The following is a 23,704-nucleotide window of genomic DNA, read 5'->3' on the forward strand; positions in this document are numbered from 1 at the left end:
ATTGAAGAAAAGAATTATTTACATATACTAGCTGTTGATTGGAGCAATAGCCAAGACTCCGGCGGGTGTTGCGTTTAGTGGGGACCCCGAAGGCGAAGCCGAGGAGGCTCCACAATCGCCCCTTGGGTCGCTGCGCCTAGTGCGGAAATCAACAGCGGTGTTTAACGGCACAAATAAAATATGTTGATTTTATGAACTTGATTGCAAGCTTCTTTTAACACCTGCCATTTAGTGATAATATTTGACGTAGTAAAAGTATTCATGAAAAAGGTGAGTTGTTTGAGGAAGAGAATAAAATTGTTAAGTATATTTCTTGTTATGACTTTACTATTGGCAGCATGCGGTACGCCTGGGAAGGAAGGCATTCCGGATGCAACAGACCGGGAATTGGAGGACTTCTCTTATACCAACCAAGAAGGAAATACTTTTGGACTGAAGGATATGAAAGGGGACATAACGGTTGCCTCCTTAATTTTCACAAGCTGTACAACTGTATGTTCACCGATAACTGCTAATCTCGCCAAATTACAGCGGATGTCCATGGAAGAAGGGCTCGACGTACATTTCCTATCCTTTTCCGTAGATCCTGAAGTGGACACTCCTGAAAAGTTAAAGGAATTTGGTAATCAATTCGAAGCGGATTATACAAAATGGAATTTTTTGACCGGCTATTCCCAGGAGGAGATTGAAACCTTCGGACCGGAAAATTTTAAAACGATAGTTGCGAAGCCTAAAAATGGTGGAGAGGTTGTTCATGGTACCAGCATCTACCTGATAGATCAGGAAGGAACCATTGTAAAGAGCTATGATGGGCTCGATGTTCCGTTTGAAGAAATATTGGAGCATGTCAAAATTCTTCAAGAGCAATAATATTAAATGTCCAGCAAAACCTTTTGTTTTGCCGGACATTTTTTAGTACCTTCTAAGATTTCTCTGATTTCTGTTCCAAACTTGCCCTTACTCCATCTGTCACAATAACATGTAATTCCTTTGAAAATAATTCCCTCGAAACCTCCTCATTACATGCAAGTATTTCCTTTTCTTTTAAATTTTCATTCGTTTTATTATCCATCTGTTTCATCCTTTCATTTAATATAGTATTAAAGTGTGTAGAGTAGGTATTTTTGAAAAAAGAGTGGTAGTATGATATAAAAAATATACCGCATCCACTATTAGGGTATATAATTGTGATAATATACCTATCTGCTTTAGACCCTTAAGTGCATGAATCGAGGATAAGGTTTACTTACTTTCAATAAAGTGGGAAACCTCAGCAAGAAGGTTCACTTAATGAGGAGAATGTGAAATGAATAAAAGTTTATCCATTTTTGGCCTATTGGGCCTTTTCATAGTCGGTACTGTTAGTATGTCTAGTTGCAGTGCACAAAATTCTTCGAGCATTGTGCTTGAAAAAGCTAAAGAAAGACGGGAAAGCCAGGAAGAAAAGGAATTTTTCGAGGGAGGTTTATTCTTCAATATAGAAGAACAAGCCGAAAACAAGCAAAAACAAACAACATTAGAGGAAAAAGAAGAAGTATCCGATGACTTTTTTGATCGCTCCTTTCAATTAGTTTTCTTTGGGGATTCATTGACACAAGGCGTTGGAGACAGTACGAAAAAAGGTGGATTTACTCCTTTTGTGAAGGAGCATTATTTGAATAAATCCTATATCGATGAAGTTTCCATCACCAACCTTGGTGTAAGGGGAAACAGGACCAATCATCTATTGAAAAGACTAAAGCAGCCCGAGGTCCAGGATTCCCTTCAGAGTGCCGATGTTATTTTTATGACTGTTGGTGGGAATGACTTAATGAAGGTGATCAGGGAAAACTTCCTTGATTTGAATTTCGAGTTGTTCGATAAAGAACAAGCGGAATATGCGGTAAGACTGGAAACTGTCATATCGGAAGTCAGGAAAAACAATCCGAATAGCACCATCTACGTAGTTGGACTTTTTAACCCTTTTTACGAATTCTTTAAGGAAATTCCAGAAATGAATGAAGTTGTAACCAATTGGAATGAAACCACCGTTTCCGTATTGGAGAAGCATCCAAAAACTGTTTTCGTCCCAATCCAGGAGCTTTTTCTTGACACGGATGAAAACTTGTTGGATGATGACCAGTTTCATCCCAATGAAAAAGGGTATCATTTAATAGGAAATGAGGTTGTCAAACAGGTGATTGAATATAATGAAGAGGTACTTTCAGAAGAAAACTTGCTGGAAGAAAGGGAGTAGAAGAGGAAATCATGACGAAGAGAGTGATGAATTGGAAAGTTGCATTTTTTTCCTTACTAATAATCAATATTCTGATTGCAGGCTTGGCGATTTTGCTGGTACTGCTTCCCAAACATTCCAATCTGCTCCGATTATCCGAGAAAACTGCGGATGACAGACAAAGGGTATCCTTCAATATCCGTTCCGATAAAGAAGATCTGAATAAGCTTGTTGAATATTACTTGGAAAAAGAAACAAAGCGACCATTGAATTATGAAGTCAGATTAACGGACAGGGTGGAACTGAGGGGGGAAATGACTGTTTTTCAAAGAGATATTCCTCTGACAATGACATTTATTCCTCAAGTACAAGAAAATGGGGACGTGAATCTAAAACAGGATTCGATGTCCATCGGAAGATTACAAGTACCTGTTTCCATGGTTCTAAAGTATGTGGGTGACAACTATCCGCTGCCTTCATGGGTAAGTATTCTTCCTGATGAACAGAGCATCTATGTATCACTGCAGGAATTGGAGCTTCGCAGTGACGCAAAAGTCGAATTCACCAAATTTGACCTGGAAAAGGACGATATAGAATTTAAACTTCTAGTACCGGTTGAAGATTAATAGTAGTTGTTAGAAATTTATAAGAAGAGGCTGTCCGAAAAGACTTCATGCTGTCTGTCGGATGGCTTTTTTATGTGATTAATGGACCAATCGAGCAAGCAATAGAAAATGTTATTGGCTATTGGACTTTTCCAAGTGAGATTCATGCTCGAAAACCGATTAGAAAGTTCCTAATGTACTTCTCATCGGAAAAATCGAATGAAAAGTCCAATAGAGAGGCGCTAATGGCCTTCTCACTGTAAAAGAAGATTAAAAAGTCCAATAGAAGCCCGCTAATGGCCTCCTTACTGTAAAAGAAGATTAAAAAGTCCAATAGAAGCCCGCTAATGGCTTTCTCACTGTAAAAGAAGATTAAAAAGTCCAATAGAAGCCCGCTAATGGCCTCCTCACTGTAAAAGAAGATTAAAAAGTCCAATAGAAGCCCGCAAATGGACTCCTCTATGTAAAAGAAGAACAAAAAATCCAATAGAATTCCCCATATGTACTGCTCGTGGAGATTGAACAATAGAAAGGGGCTTAAAAATCCTAACGAATTTCACAAAGGGGATTGACGTGCAAAAGAGGTTGATCAGAAAGCCGTGAAATACAGACTTTCTGAACAGCCTCTTTTTAAATTCCATAATTGGGGAAAATACCTAATTTTTTTGGAACTGGGCATCAGCCTTTCCATTTGGACTATAGATGAATACATTATGTATTAGGAAAGAGGGGGAGGTGTACAGCATGGGTGGTCCTGGATATGGAACAGGATTTGCATTGATTGTTGTTCTGTTTATCTTATTGGTGATTGTAGGTGCAGGTGCATTAAAATACTAATGCCCCGCTGACGATTAATTAAGATACGTGGAGGAGGTGACAGCTATGAGTTGGTGTGGTTGCGGCAATTACGGTTACGGTCAAGTTGCTGGTGCAGGTTACCCTGGTGGATACGGCAGTTCTTTCGTGTTAATCGTAGTATTATTCATTCTTTTGATTATCGTTGGTGCTGCTTGGTGCTAATAACTTAAATGATGGAATGCCCAGTCCTCGGACTGGGCATTTCTTTGTTTAGGGAACCAAAAAGATGGCCTCCAAGTTTGGTGCTTCACCAGGCAGACCGACAACTGCAATGGTGTACGCCAAATCAGGCTTCACATTTACCCTGTTAATCGGTAATACTACATCCTTTGTACCAGCAAGGCGTATCTCAAGATCCACGGTCATCGGTGTTAATGGTAAATAGTCTGTCACACTGCGAAAGTCCAGATCAGAAAAGATGACATCCCCCTTTTTGACGCCTATGTCCACTTTTGGAGCAGTGGGGGATAGATGCAGAAAACGGACTTTGGTTTCACCAGGAGGAACCCTTTCATCGTCACTGACAGGTAGAATGGTTGTATTTCCATCGGAATTCAAGGCAGCAATTGTATACGAGGTTCCTTGTGCTACCTCGAGCATAGTCGAGGTTAAGAGTTGTGAGGGGTTATCGGTAATTGTAAGGTCGACTTGATAGCAGCCGGCTGGAAGCTCGAGATATTCACTGCTATTTTTATAGCGTAACCCTCTTAATATCAGCTCCTTATTTATATATACATCCACGATGGTGGTTCTTGGAGCACCGTGTAATACTCGTACCTTTGAAGTATTGTTCACTGGAATTTCCCTTACTGAGTGTTGATGAATCCAATTGTACAAATGATGATAATGTTTCTGGTAATAATAAATATGTTTCGTAGGATCTGAATATTTATAATAATCGGCAAGGAACTGATATCTTGTTGCTTCAGTAAAAGAATCCGAACAAAAATGCATTTTTCCACCTCCGGAAAAGTCCTGACGGTAAAAGGATATGCTGGATAACTTGTGCACTTGTCTATTATTTATTCTTATCACAAAATGACTAGATAGTTTACGGGGAAGAAAAATGTGGTAAATTAAAGATAGGAACCTTTTCTCTATTTCATAAAAAAAGGAGCAAAAAACCATGGCTGAATATGAAAGCACCATCCACAAGGATATTTCTTTAAATTATGAAGATAAAGGTGTAGGAAAGCCTGTTGTTCTATTACACGGCTTTTGCGGTACCCATGTGTATTGGAAATATATCATGGAAGAGCTTTCCTCCTATTACAGGGTCATTGCGATCGACCTGCGGGGCCATGGGAAATCTGCAGTTTCAGAGGAACCGTTCTCAATCGATGATATGGCCCAGGATATCGATCATCTTCTGAAGCAGCTGGAAATAGAAAAAGCTACGATTCTCGGTCATTCATTAGGTGGTTATGTCACCCTGGCTTTGGCAGAGAACTCTCCCCGTATGGTAGAAGCCTTTGGACTTATTCATTCTACCGGTGCAGAGGACAGTGAAGAAGCGAAAAAGGGAAGAGAGAAAGCAATTGAACGTATAAACGAAGAGGGCATGAAAGGCTTTATTGAAGAACTTTCCGGCAAGCTTTTTGCTGATGAAAATATAGATGAAATGGCAAATGAAGTGGAGTTTGTCAAAAAGCTTGGTTTCAATACGAGGGTCAACGGCGCACAAGGTGCCCTGGAAGCCATGAAAAACAGAATGAACAGAGAAAATGTTTTAAATGAATCGAACTGTCCCATACTGTTGGTCGCTGGAAAAGGGGACAAAATCATCCCTCCTGAAAAGACTTTTACAGCGGAAGGCCCTCATATTCATCAAACATTGATGGAGAAATCCGGACATATGAGCATGATTGAAGAGCCTAATGAATTATTGGATGCTATTATCGGATTTATGGGATATGTAGATGAACATAGACGAAATAATCATAATTAAAAAAAGGGTAGAAGGCCACGGCCTTTTACCCTTTTTGATATTCTGCCCTTTTAATAAATGATCTTTCCTCTTCTATCAGGCCGCAAGTCGCACATTGCACTTTGTAGGAAGGTCCTTTGTATGGAATGTGGAAAGCATCCAGCGTTTCCGAGGAGAATTCATTCAGCACCTCACCGGAATGTGGATCAAGCTTCACCGATTTTGGCACTTGTTCAATTATGTTAAAGCGGGATCTGTTTGTTTTGCAATTAGGACATAAATAAGGTGATGTCATAAATCAGGCTTAACCTCCTTTTCGTTATTTTTTTCTAATTGCAGGAAATTATACGAAAAAATAGAGAGGCAAAACCTTGTTTGCAATTCGTTTCTCTGTCTGTTTATCAAAATGTTAAAGTTCCAGCCTATTTCTGAGCGCCTTTACATAGTTCCTGCTTACAGATAGTTTTTCTTCGCTATCCAGTAGCTCGAGCATATAAGCACCATTAAACCAGGGAATCAGCTTTTGAACATAGGATAGATTTACAAGATAGCTTTTATGAATGCGGAAGAACGAATATGATTTTAGCCTTTCTTCCAGATCTTTCAGTGCAAGCTTGGACTCAAACTGCTGTTTCTTGGTATATATCCTGCTCACCCTATCATCCCTGCTAATATAGAGAATGGCATGTGGATCGATATAATGGATTTCACTTTCAAGTTCCACAGCCAGCCTTGAGGAGGATGCAACTTGTAAACCTTCTTCTGGTTCGAAGAGCAGTTTCTGTAGTCGCTTTATGGTGTCAGCCAGCTGATCCTCATCAAAGGGTTTAAGTAGGTAGTCCACTGCTTCATGGCGGAATGCTTCCACGGCAAAATTGGGATAGGCCGTCGCGAATACGATAAAAGGCATATGTTTCAATTCTTTTAAATTCTTCGCGACCTCCAACCCATTCATTTTCGGCATTTCTATGTCAAGGAATACAACATCCGGCTGCTGCTGCATACAGGTAATCAAGGCACTTTCCCCTGACTCTGCTTCCCCGATTACTTCTACAAAAGGGAATTCGTTCAGTAGATGCTTCAATTCCTCTCGACTATATCTTTCATCGTCAACAATGATGGCTTTTATCTTCCTACTCATTCCGATCATCCTTCTTTAAGCGTTTATCAATAAAAAACAATACCGTTGTCCCTTTATCGGATTCGCTTCTAAAATGAAGCTGCGACTCCTTCCCAAACATCATGATCAAGCGTTTATTTATATTATATAATCCAAATCCTGTTCCGCTTGCAGATGACACGAGTTCTTCCCCTAACAGCGCAATCCTCTCCGGAGGGATTCCTTTGCCGTTGTCTGTAATCTGTATTTCAATCCTATGGACATGTTCTTTAATCCTGATGACTACCTTGCTATTACGTTCCATATCCCTTATCCCATGCTTCACTGCGTTTTCCACGATCGGCTGAAGCGAGAGAGGAGGAATCAGATAATGCAGAACACCTTCATCAATCTCATATTCAACATCCAACTTATCAATAAATCTCGCTTCTTCCACAGATAGATAAGCTTGTACATGTTTGAGCTCTTCCTGAAGGGTCGTCCACTTCACAGTCGTTGCCGAGAGGTTCTGACGGAAAAAATGAGAAAGTGATACTAAAAGCTTTCTGGCTTTAATGGGGTTGGTACGAATCAAGGACACTATGATATTCAGTGAATTAAATAGAAAATGAGGGCTGATCTGCGCCTGTAACGCCTTAATTTCAGCTTCATTGGCTAATTTGGATGCTCTTTCCGCATCAGATATCTCCAACTGGTGACTCATAAGTGAGCTTAGACCCTTAATCAATTGAATCACGATATTATTGATGTCTCTTTCAGCAGGAAAATAAAATTTCAAGGTCCCGACCGTTCTGTCCCTTTTCTTTAAAGGTGCTATCACTACCGCACCAAGGGGACAACCGGGATGTGTGCAATGTATGGAGTCTTTACCGGCTACCAAAAGCTCTCCGTTTTGCAACACTTGTTTTGTAACATGTGTTTGGATAGGGGAAAGAGGTCGGTGATGATCGTCTCCAATCCCGATATGTGCCAAAATCTGTTTTTGGTCGGTTATGGAAACTGCACTAGCATCCACTTCCCGGTAGATGATCTTGCATGTCTCTTCAGCTGATTGCAGTGTGAGACCTTTGCGCAAATGACTCAGTGTGTTCTCGGCAAGGGACAAAGCTTTTTGCGCCTGGACGGCTCCGGCTTTCTCTTCCTCTTTGATAAGAGACAAAATAATAAGAAAGAATAAGGCCGAGCCAATGCCATTTGCGAGAATCATGGGTATGCCGATACTTTCCACTAATACCAATGCCCGATCAAATGGCGCCGATGTCAGGAGGATAATCACCATCTGAATGGACTCCGCGAGTGCACCAGTCAAGAGGGCAATGGTGACACTTATCCGCTTGCTTTTATATTTACTTCTGATATATGCAGCTAATACCCCGGCGATTATGGAGGAAAAGCCACAGGAGAATGCAGTAAATCCCCCCAGGCTCATTCGGTGTATCCCCGCAATCAAGCCTGCCCCGATTCCAACTTTGTAGCCGCCTAATAGACCTGCCATTACAATTCCGATCACCCTTGAGTTCGCAATGGCCTCCGACTCTGTCAACTCTGTGATCCATCGATTGAATAGATTTGTATCAGTGCTGAATGTGAGTCCGGTATAGGTGCCAACAATACCAAAAAAACCGAAAAAGAGGATAGCGATAACCTGCTGTCTCCGGTCAATCTGCTGTCGATTGATTAGTTGCCTAAAAAAAGGCAGCCGTGTCATGAGAAAGGCGACGGTTACGATGATTCCGAGTCTCTCAAGCATCGTCAATAGAAGTTCAAACATAGGTTCACGTCCCAAGAAAAGTTGTTGTGATAATGGTAGCATATCCTAAAAGCTATTGGTTAAAAAAATGTAAAAGTGTCTCCCAATTGCTGAAATTGCAAATCGGGCGCAAATTTGGAAATTCGGGCGCAAGTGCCCCTTTTCGGGCGGAAAATTTGATTTCCGAGCGGTAAGCATAAAGTATCGGGCGCAAATCCTGTTTTTCGGGCGAAAGTATTTAAAAATAGAAAAGAGACTTCCACCGGCAATGATGAAAGCCTCTTTTATTGCTTGTTATTTTTAAAATGAGCTTGAATTTGCCCTTTTAGCATCTGTTTTTTCCAATCTTCATTTGCCTTTTCTTTCTTTTTCCATTCCCTTCTAATTTCATGGGTCTGGACTCCTTCCTCCATCTGGTTGGCAATGTCCATCAATCGTTCAACATCGGAAAAGGAATACTTTCTGATGCCAGATCCTGATCTTGCAGGGAAAATCAGTTTACGCTCTTCGTAATACCTGATCTGCCTTTCGGATAATCCTGTTAGTTCACGGACAGTACCAATGGATATGACTTTTTTCTCCTTGATTGATGCAGAATCTTCCGGCTTCATGGGTTCACACATCCTATTCTCCACTCGTTAAATCCATTATAGTATAAAAAATCTAAATGTTCCTTGGTGTTTGTTAGAATTTCTAACAAACTTTTCAGTAAATTTGAAGATTCTGTGTTATTTATCCTTACATGATAGAGGAAAGCAAGTTTTTTATGATTTACACTAATTGAAAGGAGAGGTGAGAAGAATGGCAAAGGTATTAAAGCAAGCAGTATATGATGTGCGAAGCTTTTATATTCAAAAGCTGATGGATGGTGGTTACTCATTCGACACACAGACTCTAGCCTCCTATACAATCAGTGAACTCAAAAAAGAATATGCGATCATTGTAAATAATGGAAAGAACCAAAAAAGCTAACTCAAGAATTCTTGGGTTAGCTTTCTTTTGTCTGTTCCAACTGCATTAATTGAGTTTTTAATGAATCTACATCAAGATTTTCACCGATAATGACAAAATTAAGCGGTACTTTGACAGGCTCTTTCAAATAGAGAGGGGTGCCATAGGAATATTGGAAAAGATAAATGCTCGAAGTGTGATGAAAAGATAGATAGCCTTTAATTCTGTATACGGTATCAGGCAGGCTTCGAAGCCAATCCTCAAACCGATCCAGGTCGATGGAAGAGGTAAAACGGTGCACAAAGGTTTTTAAGTGTAGCTTCTCGTTGACATGTGCAGAATGATGACTTTCTTTTTCTATCTGCTTAACCTGCATCCAGCTGTTCTCCGGGATTTTTGCATAACTGGTCAGGATGGTCTTCGCATAGGGACTCAGGGACTGGATTTCAAATAGAATGGTAGATACCTCCGCCTCACTGAGCAGGTCCGTCTTGTTCAGAATGAGCATGTCGGCATGACGCACTTGTTCACGTATAAGCTGTTTGACCTGAATGGATAACGCATCTCGTTCCTTCCACCTGAGAACATCAAGCAGGGTAATGATTCTTGCGGATGAAAACCTGTCAGCAAAAATGGGGGAAAGCACTGTATCCAGTACTTCAATAGGATGTGCGGCCCCAGTTGTTTCAATATAGACAGCATCTAGTTCTTTATCCATCAACAGACCTTGCATGGTGGACTCCAGCTTTTCCTGGATGGTGCAGCAGATGCATCCATCGAACAGCTCGGCTAGCGGCAGACTCTCTGGCACGGCATCGGAGTCGATGGATACCTTTCCTAGTTCGTTCATTATCACTGCCACTTTTCTACCGCTCTTTTGTTCCTGTTCCAGCATTTGCGTCAACAGGGTTGTTTTTCCGCTCCCTAAAAAGCCGGAAAGTATGTAAACCTCAATTTGTTTGCTCATGGCAACCTCCTAATAAGAATGGAAGGGATCATTTCATCCTCCCATTTTACCATATACCATTAACCTATTGGAATGGATGCTTTAAATTAGGAATTGTTCAGGTAAGTTGCTATAATTCGTATAAAGTATAACTAACAGAGGTGGGACAGGTATGGAAAATACGAATAGATTCGAAAAAGCGACATTTGCTGGAGGCTGCTTCTGGTGTATGGTCAAGCCCTTTGACGAGCAGGACGGAATTGAAGAGGTAATCAGCGGCTATACAGGTGGTCATAAAGAAAACCCAACCTATAAAGAAGTTTGTTCTGAAACAACAGGACACTATGAAGCTGTTCAAATAACCTTCAATCCATCCGTATTCCCCTATGAAAAATTATTGGAGGTATTCTGGACACAGATAGATCCAACAGATTCTTCAGGTCAATTCAATGATCGAGGGGATTCTTACCGTACGGCCATTTTCTATCATACGGAAGAACAAAAGGCTGCTGCTGAAAAGTCAAAGGAGGATTTGCAGTACAGCGGGAGATTTTCAGCGCCTATAGTGACGGAGATACTTCCGGCAGCGACTTTCTATCCAGCTGAAGAATACCATCAGGACTACTATAAGAAAAATCCTTTTAGATACAAAATGTATCATACCGGTTCAGGCAGAGCGAAATTCATCAAGGAAAACTGGAAGAAGCTTGACGATGATATCAGAAGCAAGCTAACTCCCATGCAATATGAGGTAACCCAGAATAATGGGACAGAACCTCCGTTCAAAAATGAATTCTGGAATCACACAGAGGAAGGGATTTATGTGGATATCATAAGCGGAGAAGCACTGTTCAGCTCATTGGATAAGTATGATGCCGGATGCGGATGGCCAAGCTTCACAAGGCCGATTGAATCCCATATCATCAATGAGGAGATGGATGTGACTCACAATATGGTCCGTACAGAAGTGAGAAGTAAAAATTCTGATTCCCATTTGGGGCACGTTTTCGAAGATGGACCTAAAGATTTGGGTGGACTACGCTATTGCATAAACTCTGCAGCATTACGCTTTGTTCCGCTAAGTGAGCTTGAAGAACAAGGCTACGGAAAATACCTGCCTCTTTTCAGAAATCAGTAATAGTATCAACTTGGGATGGGACTTATAGGAGTTCCATTCTTTTTTTGTTCACGTGCAGTGATAGACCGTTAACTGTTGTATGTCATGATTCAACAAATTTCCCCTTATCTTGCAGGATTTTTAAACGTGTGTGCAGAATACTTCTAGTTAGCTTACAGAAAAATATATTGGCTGATTGAGTGGGGGAAATGAAATGTCTGTTTTAAGTATCAAAGAGTTGAAGTTTCAGGATCTGGTAAACAAAAACAAGCTGATGTTTTTTATTGTGATGTTTTCGTACACGGCAGGCTTTATCGTCAATGTCATCTACCCGGCTTCACCGGTGATCACATTTTCAATTTTAGCTGCACTGATATTGGGAGTAACCCTTTTCTTCTTAACAAAATGGAAGAACAGCTTTCATAAAGTAGTGCCTTACTTTGCAGTTGTCGTTACCTTTATGGTGTTTTTTCTCATTCTTATAAATCGCGGAGCTTCTTTATCAGGTTTTGTACTGCCTTTTTTTGTATTGATCATTGCAACTGTTTACTTTGATCGGGTTGTTTTTATTATAGGCGGGATTTGTAGCATGATATTGTTCGGTTATTCTCTATGGTCGTTTCTGAATGGCCATCTTTTGACAGAGGGGCAGATCGGCAATATCATCCTCCTATTCTTTTTGTTATTTGTTGTTACCTATGTTCAAATAACCATCGGGAGAAAGCTTTTCTCTCAGTTTGAAAATATTGTAGAAACGATGAAAATAGAAAGCCGTATCAAAGAACAAAAGCAGGAAGCGTTCAGAAATGATGCCATGAAATTGATGGAAAGTGTCGATCGAATTCATGAAAGACTTAGTATTAATATCCAATCACAAAAAGAAATTTCTTTGACGATTCATGAACTCTCCGTAGGTAGCCAAAGACAGACGGATCAAATTGCAGGTATAGCGGAGCTGACAAACAATGTGACGTCCTTGATGGATCATATTGTTGAACAGTCCAATAGTTTATACGAGGATACTGGCTCTTCGCAGAAAACAGCCGTTCAAGGAAAGGATATGGCTCTTGATTTGCAAGAAAATATGAGCAGTTTTTCCGAGGATGTCAAGCAGGTGGATTCAATCTTCCAAGTTTTGACTGAAAAAATCGATGAGACGAATCTACTGACCCAGCATATCAAGAACATCACCGAACAAACAAACCTGCTTGCATTGAATGCATCCATCGAAGCTGCCAGGGCAGGGGAAGCGGGAAGAGGCTTTGCTGTAGTAGCCGAGGAGATCAGAAAGCTTGCGAGCTTGACCGGAGATACCACAAAGGAAATCACCGAGAACCTCTCTTCTCTCCACAGCACAAAAGAAGAAGTCCTTCAGCAATTGCAGAATAACAGTGCAAAAATGAAAATCAACCTCCAATCAACCGATCGGGTGAACAACATGTTCGTACATATTGGGGATACTTTGGAGAATTTATTGGAGAACGTCAAGGAGTTTCATGATTTTGCACTTCAAGTAAAGGATAAGACCAATAATACGGACAACTATACGAATGAAGTTGCTGCCCTGATGGAGGAAGCAACGGCAGGTATTGAGGAGATAAGTGCCAATATCGAACAACTGACAGAGGAAAATGCGCATATTGAATCCATACTTAAAAACATGCTTACCATCATCGATGAAATGGAAAAGAAGAAATGATCTACCGTTTCAAAATCCATTAATCATCCGTTATTTTCTTTAAAATGGGCATATGCACATACAGGACAGCCACCTATTACATAGTGTAGAAGTGTAAATATTAAACAGGAGTGATAATTATGAACGACTACTGTTACTACACTTGTGGACCTTGTGGTTACCCGACTAACGTAGCACCAGCACATGGCTGCGGAAATACATTTGTTTTGATTGTTGTTTTATTCATTCTTTTAATCATTGTTGGCGCTTGCTACTGCAAGCATTGAGAATTGAAAAAACAGAGAACGTAGGAAAACATCCCTTGATGAAAGCTATCTAGGGATGTTTTTTTATACATCTTCTATCCTTTAGTGGTGGAGCCGATGGGTGTCTAATGAATAGGAGGCTGTAACAAGGTCATTTTCAATGGACCTTGTTACAGCCTCTTTTTTCTATGAAAGAATTCGCTCCACTGAACATAGGATAGAATAAGGTTTTTTTTCTCCTGAAATATTCTTTTAGGTTATATGGTGGCTTTATCATATTGTGGAAGCCTTTTGGTAAACGGTTACAGCAGATGAGGGAAAGGAGTAATCGTTTATGGATTATCAATCCTATTTAATCAAACCTTTATTGGATAAAAAATATCCGATAATCAGTCATGGAATGGGTGTCTATTTGTTTGATGTGAACGGAAAGAAATATTTGGACGGATCATCAGGTGCTGTGACGGCAAGTATCGGTCACCATGTACAAGCTGTAATTGATGCAATGGCCGAGCAGGCAGCTAAGGTATCCTTTATCTACCGCTCACAGTTCAGCAGTGAGCCAGCAGAAAAACTAGCGGAAAAATTAATGAGGCTCGCTCCAGGAGACGTGAATTGGTCATTTTTTGTAAATAGCGGGACAGAATCAATCGAAACGGCGATGAAGGTGGCAATCCAATACTGGCAGGAACGGGGAAGACATGAGAAAAACCAGATCATTTCAAGATGGAAGAGCTATCATGGGATTACCATTGGTGCACTTTCCTTATCGGGACATGCAGACAGAAGAAGCCGATTTGAAACTTTGCTGGAAAAATCACCTATTGTGGAGCCTCCGTATTGCTATCGTTGTCCATTCAACCTCCAATACCCGGATTGTGGATTGAGCTGTGCCGGGGATCTGGAAAGAGCAATCTTGGAAATCGGGTCAGAGAACATTGCAGCATTTGTAGCTGAACCGATAGTCGGTGCAGCTGCAGGTGCAGTGACGCCGCCTGATGGCTATTATCAAAAAATTGAAGAGCTTTGTAAAAAATACGATATCCTTTTTATCGCGGATGAGGTAATGACAGGAATAGGAAGAACAGGGACAATGTTTGCCGTCGAACACTGGGGTGTCACTCCTGATATCATCTGTATCGGGAAAGGGATGAGTGCAGGTTATTCTCCTATAGCGGCGACACTTGTCAGCCATTCCATCATCGAGACAATCCTGAAGGGATCCAAAATAATCATGAGCGGACATACCTACAGCGCCAACCCCCAATCCGCTGCAGTAGCTCTGGCAGTGTTGGGATTTATCGAAAAGGAAGAGCTTGTAGAGAATGCAAGAGTAATGGGAATATACTTGAAGCAACAGCTGGAAATTCTGCAGAAAAAGTATCCGATCATTGGCGATGTAAGAGGAAAAGGATTATTGTTGGGTCTGGAAATTGTGGCCGACCATACCACCAAGTATCCTTTTTCCCAGGAAAAGGCAGTGACCATCAAGTTGGTTGATATGGCAATGAAAAATGGGCTTCTCATTTATCCAGCTTCAGCAGGTACGGAAGGGGTCGGAGGAGATGCAGTCATCATAGCCCCTCCACTCTCGGTGACAAAGAATGAAATAGAGGAACTGGTATCCATCCTAGAAAAAACACTGAAAGAATTATACGAAGAACTATAAGGAGTGGCGGCTGGGTGGAAAAAATAGAAAATGCATTCGGGAAAATGAAGGACTATGAGGAAATCCTCCAATTATTTAAAAGTGGCAGCACTATCATGTTTGGCGGATTTGGGGGAGTTGGTACGCCGCCGACTTTAGTGGATCTGCTGATAAAATCAGGTGCGAGAGAACTCTGTCTAATAGGAAATGATGCAGGCTTCCCGACGATCGGAATAGGAAAGGTTGTATGCAAGGGGTTGGTGAACAAGCTGATTGCCTCCCATATAGGCTCCAATCCGATTGCAGGGCAGCAAATGACAGATGGAAGGCTTGAGGTGGAATTCAATCCTCAAGGAACTCTGGTCGAACGAATCCGGGCTGGGGGAGTTGGTCTTGGAGGCATTCTGGTAGATGTGGGAATCAACAGCGACGTGGTCACCAAAAATAAGCAGTTTGCCAAGGTTGCGGAGCGGAACTACATCATCGAGTCTTCACTGACAGCTGATATTTCTATTGTCTATGCAAAAAAAGCGGACCCATATGGCAATTTGATTTTTGATAAAAGTGCCAGGAATACAAATCCCCTTGTGGCAATGGCTGGGGACATTACCATCGTGGAGGTGGATGAGTTCGTTCCTCTCGGTACACTCGATCCTGAGGAAATCATCACACCAGGAGTTTATGTAGATCACATGATTCAGAGTAAAGGAGTGAATTGGACATGGGTTTGGGATCCAACATACGGAACCTGATTGCCAAAAGGGCTGCTCAGGAAATAACAAATGGCATGGTTGTAAATTTGGGAATCGGTATCCCCTCTCTTGTACCCAATCACCTCCCACCTGATATCCATGTCATGTTCCATGCCGAAAATGGGGTGCTCGGAATGGGTCCGACTCCTGAAGAGGGTAAGGAAGATGAAAATTTGTGCAACGCCGCGGGATACCCGGTAACCATCCAAAGTGGCGCCTCCTACTCGGATAGTACAATCGCTTTCGGGATGATCAGAAGAGGGAAATTGGATGTTACCATTCTTGGTTCCCTTCAAGTCAGTGAATCTGGCGATCTGGCAAACTGGATAGTACCTGGTAAGCGAGTACCGGGTATGGGAGGTGCCATGGAATTGTCGCAAAAAGCGAAAAAAGTGATTGTCCTCATGAATCATTGCGATCGAAACGGAACACCTAAAATACTGCCAACCTGCACACTTCCCATTACCACGCCTGCGTGTGTTCATATGATTATTACGGAGCTTGCAGTGTTGGAAGTATCACAAACGGGACTTGTTTTACAGGAATTGATGCCCGGCGCAACGTTGGAAATGGTGAAGAGGAAAACTGCCGCAACATTCACTTTGTCTTCGGACTTTAAATATGACTGAAGGGTAGATTTACAGATGAATGCTGGTGGTTTGGAAGGGGATGAAAGAGTGGAAAAGAAAGCGAGTGAGATTCGTCAATGGATCAGAAAAAATAAGGGGAAAGCAGTTACATTGCTACAAAGGATTGTACAAGAAAAGAGTGTCTCCGGGAAAGAAAGCTCTGCACAGGCAATTGTCATCGAAGTTTGCAGGGAGCTTGGTCTTGAGATTGATATATGGGAACCTGACAGCAAAGTACTGAAGGGAAATGAGAATTTTGTATCAAGTAGAGAAAACTTTTTCGATTCTCCTAATGTCGTTGCACGCTGGAAAGGAGTGGGGGGAGGACGTTCCATCATTTTAAATGGGCATATTGACGTTGTACCTGAAGGAGAAAGAATACAGTGGGACTGTGACCCATATGAAGGGAAAATAGAGGACGGGAAGGTCTATGGCCGGGGCACAACGGATATGAAGGGCGGAAATGTGGCAATGCTGTTTGCACTTGAGGCCCTTCAGGCTACAGGGGTACACCTGAAGGGAGATGTCATCTTCCAGAGTGTGATTGAGGAAGAGAGCGGTGGAGCGGGAACCCTTGCTGCTATTCTACGTGGTTATAAAGCAGATGCTGTCTTGATACCAGAGCCCACCAATATGAAAATCTTTCCCAAGCAGCAAGGCTCCATGTGGTTCCGTCTGAAAGTAAAGGGAAAATCGGCACATGGGGGTACAAGATATGAAGGTATTAGTGCCATTGAAAAATCAATTTCTGTGATAGATAGATTAAGAACATTAGAGGAAGACAGAAACAAACGGGTAAAGGATCCATTGTATGCCAAAATCCCGATTCCTCTTCCCATTAATATAGGGAAGATCGAAGGCGGTAACTGGCCATCCTCTGTACCTGATATGGTGACGCTCGAAGGGAGAATCGGAGTAGGACCTGAAGAGACCATCCAAGAGGTGCAAGAAGAAATGAAACAAGTGTTATCAAGATTAAAGGAAACAGACAGTTGGTTTGCAGAGCATCCGGTGGACTTGGAATGGTATGGGGCACGATGGATTCCAGGAGGTATTGATGAGGAACACCCTTTTGTTCAATCTATAAAAAAGAACTATAAAGAAGTGACACAAAAAGAGGCAATTTTAGAGGCCTCCCCCTGGGGAACTGATGGAGGGCTTTTCACAAGCATCGGAAAGATTCCTACCGTAGTCTTCGGGCCCGGCACCACAGAGGTCGCCCATCACCCCAACGAATATATCTCCATAGAGAACATGCTGGACTGTGCAGAAGTTATCGCCTTGACGCTGTTGGACTGGTGTGAAAAGGCTAAATAGTATTTGAATAAGAACCGTACCTGCATGAAGCAGGACGGTTCTCTTTAAAGAAAGCTATGTTAAAGGAATTTTCTTTATAAGACGCTCAGGAATTCGCAAAAAAAGCATTCTTACCTGATGAATAGACAACAGATCCATAAAAATAAAAATGTATATAAGAAAGGGGATTTTCTATTCCAATATAGAACACTTAAAGTAGGAGGTGTTGGCATGGGAAAAATAAAAGGGGAATATATCATCCTGCAAAATGATCAGTTCTATCTGAAGGGATATAAAGACTTTGCGAATGAAAGGTTGAAAATTGAGGACTACCGAGGTAATCTCGAACAAATTTTTTCTACCATGAGAGAACTGCAAAAGGAAAAATATTTCCACAAAACGATTGTTAAATGCAGAACGGAAAGCGTACCATCTTTTCTTGGCCAGGGATACATGCTTGAAGGTTGCATCCCTGGATATTTTCTGGGGGGCAACGCATATTTTCTATGCAAATATCATGATCAGAAAAGATATACCAGTTCAAAGTGGGTAGAGGAAGATCAACAGTTGGAGGATATATGGAAAAAAGAGAGGAAGATAGTGGACAAAGAGGTTTTCACACCTTCAATCAAAAAAGCAACAACACTAGATGCAAAAAGACTGGCTACCTTTTATAAAAGTGTTTTTCCCATTTATCCAGTTCCAATCGATGATCCGGATTATGTAAAAGAGCAGATTGAAGAAAACACTATCTATCATGTTATCGAGATGGATGGCCAAATAATCGCCGCTGCATCAGCTGATATTAATATGGGATATCGAAATGCCGAAATTACAGACTGTGCGACTCTTTCTACCCAACGGAAAGGCGGATATATGTATGACATCATACAATCCTTGGAAAATGAACTGGTTTCCAAGCGGATTTTCTGTAGCTATTCCATCGCAAGAGCCTTGTCGTTTGGAATGAATGCAGTTTTGCATAAGTCAGGCTATTCCTATCAGGGAAGATTGAAAAATAATTGTTATATTTACGACAAAATAGAAGATATGAATGTGTGGAGTAAAGATTTATCTGCCCTTTCTGCCGAAAAATCGGCATCAAGTGCTGGAAATTAGGCAGGTGAACTATTTGAAGGAATCAAGTCTGTTATCCAAGGAAATGCTTGAGCGGATATTAAATGGAATAGATGAAGCAATCCATGCAGTAGATCAAAATGGAATCACTATATACTATAACAGGGTTGCTGCCGAACATGATGGATTGACTTGGGAAGAAGTGATGGGAAAACATATCCTGCACGTTTTCCCTTCCTTGACAGACCAAACCAGCACTCTTTTAAAAGTCCTGGAAACGAAAAAAGCCATCTATCACCAAAATCAGCGATATGAAAACAAAAAAGGAGTCATGATTGAAACAATCAACACCACCGTCCCACTTGTCGTAGAAGGGGAAGTGTTGGGTGCTGTTGAAATCGCTAAAAATTATGGAAAGATAAAAATGCTTTCCAATCAGCTTGTGGAACTACAAACAAAAATGTATAAAAAAGATCATTCACTTCCGAAACAATCACCAGAGGTCCAATTTACTCTGGAAGATTTCATTACCGTGGATCCATTTTGCAGGCGGATTATTGCGGAAGCCTCTCTCTTTGCAGCTTCTGACCTCCCGGTAATCATATATGGCAAAACAGGGACAGGCAAGGAGATACTGGCACAGGGGATACATGCGGAATCCTTCCGAAGAAACGCTCCTTTTATTGTTCAGAACTGTGGAGCCATTCCCGAAAGCCTGCTTGAAAGCCTGCTTTTCGGAACAGCCAAGGGCAGCTATACAGGAGCTGTGGAAAAGGCGGGTCTATTGGAGCTTGCGCATGGAGGGACGTTATTTTTAGACGAATTGAACTCCATGCCATTAGAGCTCCAAACAAAGCTATTGCGCGTCTTAGAAGATGGAACCATCCGCAGAGTGGGTGGTGTTATGGCACATAAAGTGGACGTGCGAATCATAACGGCCCTCAATGAAAATCCCGAAAAATGTGTAAAAGAGGGTAGACTGAGAGAAGACCTTTACTATCGCCTAAGTACTTGCTCCCTCACGCTTCCACCATTGAAGGAGAGAGATGGCGATATTCCTTTACTTGCAAACTATTTTCTCGAGAGTTCTGCTTCGAAGTATACCAAGGGGAAGAAACAACTTGCCGAATCGGTCGTTAGAATCTTCCAATCTTACCCTTGGCCGGGGAATGTAAGAGAATTGAAAAATACAATGGAATATGTGCTCGTAAAGTCAAAGGAAGAGCTCATTACAGAAAAGGATCTTCCAACCAAGTTTCAAGCAGTGGGGCTAGAGTCGGCTCCACAGGAAAATAAGTCTCTGCGACAGGTTCTTTTGGAAACGGAAAAATCATATATCCAGCATGCACTTAGCCAAACGGAAGGAAATGTCCTGCGAGCTGCAAAGCTTCTGCAAATCCCAAGGCAAACACTGCAGTACAAAATGACAAGATTGATAGAAAGCCAATCTCATTAATGCGAGATGCCAAAAAACCGGCACCGGCCAATCAAATTACTCAACCAGGATAATAACAGTTTCCCCGCCCTTCACATATATAAGTAATAACTAGGCAACTTCCTTAGTTGGCACGGTTATTGCAATTGTTAAGGAAAGGGAGGAGATAGAGAATGAGAATGGACTTATATACGCCTGACCGCCACTGGAAAGATATTGAGCTGTGGAAAGATGTGACCGATGAGCAGTGGAACGATTGGATTTGGCAATTGACCAATACCATACGGACATTGGAGGATTTGAAAAAAGTCATAAATTTAACTCCAGAGGAAGAAGAAGGTGTGAAAATATCCACCAAAACTATTCCCTTAAATATAACTCCGTATTATGCATCTTTAATGAATCCGGATGATCCAAGATGCCCGATCAGGATGCAGTCTGTCCCAATCGGCAAAGAGATCTATAAAACGAAATATGATCTGGAGGACCCTTTGCACGAAGACGAGGATTCACCGGTACCCGGACTGACGCACCGGTACCCGGACAGGGTTTTGTTTCTCGTAACCAACCAATGCTCCATGTATTGCCGCTACTGTACAAGACGCAGGTTTTCCGGACAAATTGGCATGGGGGTACCAAAGAAGCAGCTGGATGCTGCCATTGCCTATATCGCATCAAATGATCAAATCCGCGACTGCCTCATTTCCGGTGGAGACGGGCTTTTGATTAATGATCAGATCCTTGAATACATCCTGAAAAATCTACGTGCAATTCCGCACTTGGAAATAATCAGGATTGGTACAAGGGCACCTGTTGTTTTCCCTCAAAGAATAACGGAAAATTTATGCAATATCCTGAAAAAATACCATCCAGTCTGGTTGAATACGCATTTTAACACTTCCATAGAAATAACAGAAGAATCCAAGCTCGCCTGTGAAATGCTGGTAAACGCAGGCGTGCCTGTGGGCAATCAGGCAGTTATTTTAGCTGGTATCAATGACAGTGTCCCAATCATGAAAAAACTGATGCATGACCTTGTAAAAATTAGAGTTAGACCATACTACATCTATCAGTGCGACCTTTCCGAAGGCATCGGTCACTTCCGTGCGCCTGTTTCAAAGGGGCTCGAAATCATTGAGGGCCTTAGAGGCCACACCTCGGGGTATGCCGTACCGACCTTTGTTGTGGATGCTCCAGGCGGTGGTGGCAAAATTGCGGTGCAACCGAACTATATCATCTCCCAAAGTGCCGATAAAGTGGTATTACGCAATTTCGAAGGTGTGATTACCACCTATCCGGAACCGGAAAATTATGTTCCTGGTCGAGCGGAGGACTATTTTGCAGGAGTATACCCGAATATGGAAGAAAAGAGATCCAATATTGGTATAGCCGGCTTGATGAACGACTCTCAGTTCAACCTTGTACCTGAGGGCTTGAACAGGCTGAATCGCCGAAAGAACTATGAAACGAACCCGGCCCATACGACTCTAAAGGATAAACGGGGCAAACGGGACGAATTGAAGGAAAAGAAATTCCAGGCACAACAGCAGAAGTATACGGAAGTGGAAAAAACCGGTGACGGCAATTAGGAGGGGATTGCATGATATGTAAATGGTGTGAGGCTGATGAAGCCGTAGAAAACAAAAACACCGTGTATTGGGAATTGCCCGATGGTTCAAGAGCGATTACAATAACCGAAACTCCTTCAAGAAGCTGTCTGGCGTGCGGAATGGAATACCAGGAGGATGACATAACAAAGGAAATAGAGGATCAGCTCTTCCTGATCAGCACTAAAGATCTGGAGAACGAACTTTCCTATGCTGCGTTGATGAATAAACCAAGGCTACTCAAAAGAAACTACTTCGATTTCAGCAGTTAAATGCAATAGTCTTAACAACAACCGTTTTTTCCTGTAAAATGAGAGAAAAAACTGGGTGAGTGTATTTGTATGAGAAAGTCTTTTTATCATTATCTATTGAAATACCGCCATGCATTGAAGAGAGATGCCATCAGCATCTTTGCCAACCATGCATACGATGACCATAGCTTCCCGAAGAATTCTACCGATTACCACGAAATAAGCAGCTATCTAGAAATGAACGGGCAGTACTTGAGTAGTATGTCCACCTTCGATGAAGCGTGGGAGCTATATAAGGAAGATGTATAGAAAAGTAGAAAAAAACACGTTCGTAGGAGTTGCGGATGTGTTTTTTGTTTGTCTTTTTTATACAAATACAAATGGGTTATTATTAATGTTTGCTAGCTGTTGATTGGAGCAATAGGCGAAGACTCCGGCGGGTGTTGCGTTTAGCGGAGACCCCACAGGCGAAGCCGAGGAGGCTCACGCAAGCTCTTTGGGTCGCTGCGCCTAGTGCGGAAATCAACAGCGGTGTTTAACAGAGAGTTTAGTTTTTATATCATCCACATCCCATAAAAAATTTTCACCTTTAGCGCTTTTCCTTCTTCCTGCATATAATACATTACTATCAAAGCCACAGGGATAAGTAAGGAGATAGATTATATGGGGAAGAAAAAGAAACCGAATAAACCGAAATATAAAATGGGTGACATTGTTGTAATCACCATATATGGAACTGTTGGAAAAGTGACAGATATCAAGCAGATCGATGGGGCTTATGTGTATGAGGTCAATTCAAGCGAAGGGCTTTACCAGGAGGAAACATTGGCATTTGTGTCCGAGTATGAAGGGAAGGTCCTGGTGACTGAGCACTTGGACATCAAGTATCTCTATTTTATTGGGGATATCGTCCAAGTTATTGGCTATGGGACAGAATTATTCAAAATAGTGGGATTCCGCACAGAAATCTGGCGTTATAAAGAGGATTCCTGGGAGGATATCATCTATGAACTTACAAGGATGTCAGACGGAGAATGGCTTGAAGCTGGGGAAGAAGAATTGACCATGGTTGTCCATCATGATCATGCAGAAATTCTTATTCATAAACTTGGATTATCCTATATGTTCAACAAAGAAAATACGAGCTTGGAGTTGTATAATCCCATGACAGGTTCAAACAAACATTATAAAAAAGAAGAGTTTAACCAGGAATACCAGCGTATCATTGACGGTTTATTGGATGTATACAATGATTATAAGGTTCTTTATGATATCTTTGGAGACCAGGAATACAGAGAAGTGATGAACCTTGTAGTCAAGAATCTAAAAAAATATATGGAAGGTAAAAAACATAGCCAATTAGAAAAGTAAAAAGGAGAATTGTAGAAGTAATATGATGAAAAATGGTAATCCTACTACAATAGCTGCTTTAACAAGGCTTTCGCTTATTCTATCCAAGAATGGCAAAAGTACTTCTTCTTCTCCTAGCTTTTCCAAACGTGTCATATACTCTCTCATAAAATTTCCCCCTTATGTTTTTTGCTGCTTGTCCAACATACTTAAACCTATGACTACT

General features: G+C 41.6%; 28 protein-coding genes. 20 read left to right on the forward strand and 8 right to left on the reverse strand.

The annotated features are described in order from the left end of the window. The first annotated feature begins 261 nt into the window (after positions 1 to 261). On the forward strand, positions 262 to 870 hold the full coding sequence (locus tag ACQCT5_RS05815; protein ID WP_499639895.1) for an SCO family protein: 609 nt from the start codon (positions 262 to 264) through the stop codon (positions 868 to 870). Between the two features lie 52 nt (positions 871 to 922). Here ACQCT5_RS05815 and ACQCT5_RS05820 read toward each other — a convergent pair whose 3' ends face one another. Continuing rightward, positions 923 to 1,072 carry a hypothetical protein gene (locus tag ACQCT5_RS05820; protein ID WP_499639897.1) on the reverse strand — a complete coding sequence of 50 codons (150 nt, stop codon included), beginning with the start codon at positions 1,070 to 1,072 and terminating at the stop codon, positions 923 to 925. A gap of 234 nt (positions 1,073 to 1,306) precedes the next feature. On the opposite strand from ACQCT5_RS05820, the gene ACQCT5_RS05825 reads away from it, so the two are divergent. The 4 genes from ACQCT5_RS05825 to ACQCT5_RS05840 all read left to right on the forward strand — a co-directional run bounded on the left by ACQCT5_RS05825 (position 1,307) and on the right by ACQCT5_RS05840 (position 3,840). Beyond that, complete coding sequence (locus tag ACQCT5_RS05825) at positions 1,307 to 2,236, forward strand: SGNH/GDSL hydrolase family protein (protein WP_499639898.1); 930 nt, start codon at positions 1,307 to 1,309, stop codon at positions 2,234 to 2,236. A gap of 11 nt (positions 2,237 to 2,247) precedes the next feature. After that, positions 2,248 to 2,841: a YpmS family protein gene (locus ACQCT5_RS05830; protein WP_499639900.1), complete on the forward strand. Its 594-nt coding sequence runs from the start codon at positions 2,248 to 2,250 to the stop codon at positions 2,839 to 2,841. Positions 2,842 to 3,564: 723 nt separating this feature from the next. Then, on the forward strand, positions 3,565 to 3,657 hold the full coding sequence (locus tag ACQCT5_RS05835; protein ID WP_499639902.1) for a YjcZ family sporulation protein: 93 nt from the start codon (positions 3,565 to 3,567) through the stop codon (positions 3,655 to 3,657). A gap of 45 nt (positions 3,658 to 3,702) precedes the next feature. Continuing rightward, entirely contained in the window at positions 3,703 to 3,840 is a 138-nt protein-coding gene (locus tag ACQCT5_RS05840; protein WP_386638457.1) for a YjcZ family sporulation protein, read from the forward strand. 48 nt (positions 3,841 to 3,888) lie between these two features. Here ACQCT5_RS05840 and ACQCT5_RS05845 read toward each other — a convergent pair whose 3' ends face one another. Beyond that, on the reverse strand, positions 3,889 to 4,632 hold the full coding sequence (locus ACQCT5_RS05845) for a DUF4397 domain-containing protein (protein ID WP_499639905.1): 744 nt from the start codon (positions 4,630 to 4,632) through the stop codon (positions 3,889 to 3,891). 172 nt (positions 4,633 to 4,804) lie between these two features. On the opposite strand from ACQCT5_RS05845, the gene ACQCT5_RS05850 reads away from it, so the two are divergent. Further along, positions 4,805 to 5,626 (forward strand): alpha/beta fold hydrolase, encoded by an 822-nt coding sequence (locus ACQCT5_RS05850; protein WP_499639907.1) that lies wholly within the window; start codon positions 4,805 to 4,807, stop codon positions 5,624 to 5,626. A gap of 25 nt (positions 5,627 to 5,651) precedes the next feature. On the opposite strand, the gene ACQCT5_RS05855 is transcribed toward ACQCT5_RS05850, so the two are convergent. From ACQCT5_RS05855 to ACQCT5_RS05870, 4 genes are all read right to left on the reverse strand, one after another. Continuing rightward, positions 5,652 to 5,900, reverse strand: coding sequence for a DNA alkylation repair protein (locus ACQCT5_RS05855; RefSeq protein ID WP_224840580.1), 249 nt, complete (start codon positions 5,898 to 5,900; stop codon positions 5,652 to 5,654). A 114-nt stretch (positions 5,901 to 6,014) separates the two neighbouring features. Next, positions 6,015 to 6,746: a LytR/AlgR family response regulator transcription factor gene (locus tag ACQCT5_RS05860; protein WP_499639909.1), complete on the reverse strand. Its 732-nt coding sequence runs from the start codon at positions 6,744 to 6,746 to the stop codon at positions 6,015 to 6,017. Next, complete coding sequence (locus ACQCT5_RS05865; RefSeq protein ID WP_499639911.1) at positions 6,739 to 8,496, reverse strand: LytS/YhcK type 5TM receptor domain-containing protein; 1,758 nt, start codon at positions 8,494 to 8,496, stop codon at positions 6,739 to 6,741. The genes ACQCT5_RS05860 and ACQCT5_RS05865 overlap by 8 nt, the downstream gene beginning before the upstream one ends. Positions 8,497 to 8,759: 263 nt before the next feature. Continuing rightward, complete coding sequence (locus ACQCT5_RS05870; RefSeq protein ID WP_499639913.1) at positions 8,760 to 9,086, reverse strand: MerR family transcriptional regulator; 327 nt, start codon at positions 9,084 to 9,086, stop codon at positions 8,760 to 8,762. Between the two features lie 190 nt (positions 9,087 to 9,276). Between ACQCT5_RS05870 and ACQCT5_RS05875 the strand changes: the two genes are divergently transcribed. Further along, positions 9,277 to 9,447: a Fur-regulated basic protein FbpA gene (locus tag ACQCT5_RS05875; RefSeq protein ID WP_499639915.1), complete on the forward strand. Its 171-nt coding sequence runs from the start codon at positions 9,277 to 9,279 to the stop codon at positions 9,445 to 9,447. A gap of 16 nt (positions 9,448 to 9,463) precedes the next feature. Here the strand turns inward: ACQCT5_RS05875 and ACQCT5_RS05880 are convergent, their stop codons facing one another. Further along, on the reverse strand, positions 9,464 to 10,393 hold the full coding sequence (locus ACQCT5_RS05880) for a CobW family GTP-binding protein (RefSeq protein WP_499639917.1): 930 nt from the start codon (positions 10,391 to 10,393) through the stop codon (positions 9,464 to 9,466). 151 nt (positions 10,394 to 10,544) lie between these two features. Between ACQCT5_RS05880 and msrA the strand changes: the two genes are divergently transcribed. The 13 genes from msrA (at position 10,545) to yodN (ending at position 23,499) form a co-directional block, all read left to right on the forward strand. Continuing rightward, positions 10,545 to 11,510: a peptide-methionine (S)-S-oxide reductase MsrA gene (gene msrA, locus ACQCT5_RS05885; RefSeq protein ID WP_499639919.1), complete on the forward strand. Its 966-nt coding sequence runs from the start codon at positions 10,545 to 10,547 to the stop codon at positions 11,508 to 11,510. A gap of 193 nt (positions 11,511 to 11,703) precedes the next feature. Then, the gene (locus tag ACQCT5_RS05890; protein ID WP_499639921.1) at positions 11,704 to 13,188 is read left to right on the forward strand and encodes a methyl-accepting chemotaxis protein; all 1,485 of its coding nucleotides are present in this window, start codon (positions 11,704 to 11,706) and stop codon (positions 13,186 to 13,188) included. Positions 13,189 to 13,307: 119 nt separating this feature from the next. After that, positions 13,308 to 13,454, forward strand: coding sequence for a YjcZ family sporulation protein (locus ACQCT5_RS05895; protein ID WP_499639923.1), 147 nt, complete (start codon positions 13,308 to 13,310; stop codon positions 13,452 to 13,454). A 313-nt stretch (positions 13,455 to 13,767) separates the two neighbouring features. Continuing rightward, positions 13,768 to 15,102: an aspartate aminotransferase family protein gene (locus ACQCT5_RS05900; protein WP_499639925.1), complete on the forward strand. Its 1,335-nt coding sequence runs from the start codon at positions 13,768 to 13,770 to the stop codon at positions 15,100 to 15,102. Positions 15,103 to 15,116: 14 nt separating this feature from the next. Beyond that, positions 15,117 to 15,833 carry a CoA transferase subunit A gene (locus ACQCT5_RS05905; protein WP_499639927.1) on the forward strand — a complete coding sequence of 239 codons (717 nt, stop codon included), beginning with the start codon at positions 15,117 to 15,119 and terminating at the stop codon, positions 15,831 to 15,833. After that, entirely contained in the window at positions 15,803 to 16,462 is a 660-nt protein-coding gene (locus ACQCT5_RS05910; RefSeq protein WP_499639929.1) for a 3-oxoacid CoA-transferase subunit B, read from the forward strand. The genes ACQCT5_RS05905 and ACQCT5_RS05910 overlap by 31 nt, the downstream gene beginning before the upstream one ends. 48 nt (positions 16,463 to 16,510) lie before the next feature. Further along, on the forward strand, positions 16,511 to 17,779 hold the full coding sequence (locus ACQCT5_RS05915; RefSeq protein ID WP_499639997.1) for a peptidase: 1,269 nt from the start codon (positions 16,511 to 16,513) through the stop codon (positions 17,777 to 17,779). 210 nt (positions 17,780 to 17,989) lie between these two features. After that, on the forward strand, positions 17,990 to 18,877 hold the full coding sequence (gene ablB / locus ACQCT5_RS05920) for a putative beta-lysine N-acetyltransferase (protein WP_499639931.1): 888 nt from the start codon (positions 17,990 to 17,992) through the stop codon (positions 18,875 to 18,877). A 43-nt stretch (positions 18,878 to 18,920) separates the two neighbouring features. Then, positions 18,921 to 20,291 carry a sigma-54 interaction domain-containing protein gene (locus ACQCT5_RS05925; protein ID WP_499639999.1) on the forward strand — a complete coding sequence of 457 codons (1,371 nt, stop codon included), beginning with the start codon at positions 18,921 to 18,923 and terminating at the stop codon, positions 20,289 to 20,291. 152 nt (positions 20,292 to 20,443) lie between these two features. Continuing rightward, positions 20,444 to 21,859: a lysine 2,3-aminomutase gene (gene kamA / locus ACQCT5_RS05930; protein WP_499639933.1), complete on the forward strand. Its 1,416-nt coding sequence runs from the start codon at positions 20,444 to 20,446 to the stop codon at positions 21,857 to 21,859. An 11-nt stretch (positions 21,860 to 21,870) separates the two neighbouring features. Next, positions 21,871 to 22,149, forward strand: a complete 279-nt coding sequence (locus tag ACQCT5_RS05935) for a YokU family protein (RefSeq protein ID WP_499639935.1) — start codon at positions 21,871 to 21,873, stop codon at positions 22,147 to 22,149. Positions 22,150 to 22,218: 69 nt separating this feature from the next. Continuing rightward, positions 22,219 to 22,437 carry a YozE family protein gene (locus ACQCT5_RS05940; RefSeq protein ID WP_499639937.1) on the forward strand — a complete coding sequence of 73 codons (219 nt, stop codon included), beginning with the start codon at positions 22,219 to 22,221 and terminating at the stop codon, positions 22,435 to 22,437. 354 nt (positions 22,438 to 22,791) lie between these two features. Beyond that, a complete protein-coding gene (gene yodN / locus ACQCT5_RS05945; RefSeq protein WP_499639939.1) occupies positions 22,792 to 23,499 on the forward strand; it encodes a germination protein YodN in 708 nt (235 codons plus the stop codon). Here the strand turns inward: yodN and ACQCT5_RS05950 are convergent. Then, on the reverse strand, positions 23,488 to 23,646 hold the full coding sequence (locus ACQCT5_RS05950; RefSeq protein WP_386638389.1) for a hypothetical protein: 159 nt from the start codon (positions 23,644 to 23,646) through the stop codon (positions 23,488 to 23,490). The genes yodN and ACQCT5_RS05950 overlap by 12 nt on opposite strands. Positions 23,647 to 23,704 lie beyond the last annotated feature (58 nt).

The organism is Sutcliffiella halmapala (genome assembly GCF_050107295.1).
GTDB classification, from domain to species: Bacteria; Bacillota; Bacilli; order Bacillales; family Bacillaceae_I; genus Sutcliffiella_A; species Sutcliffiella_A halmapala_A.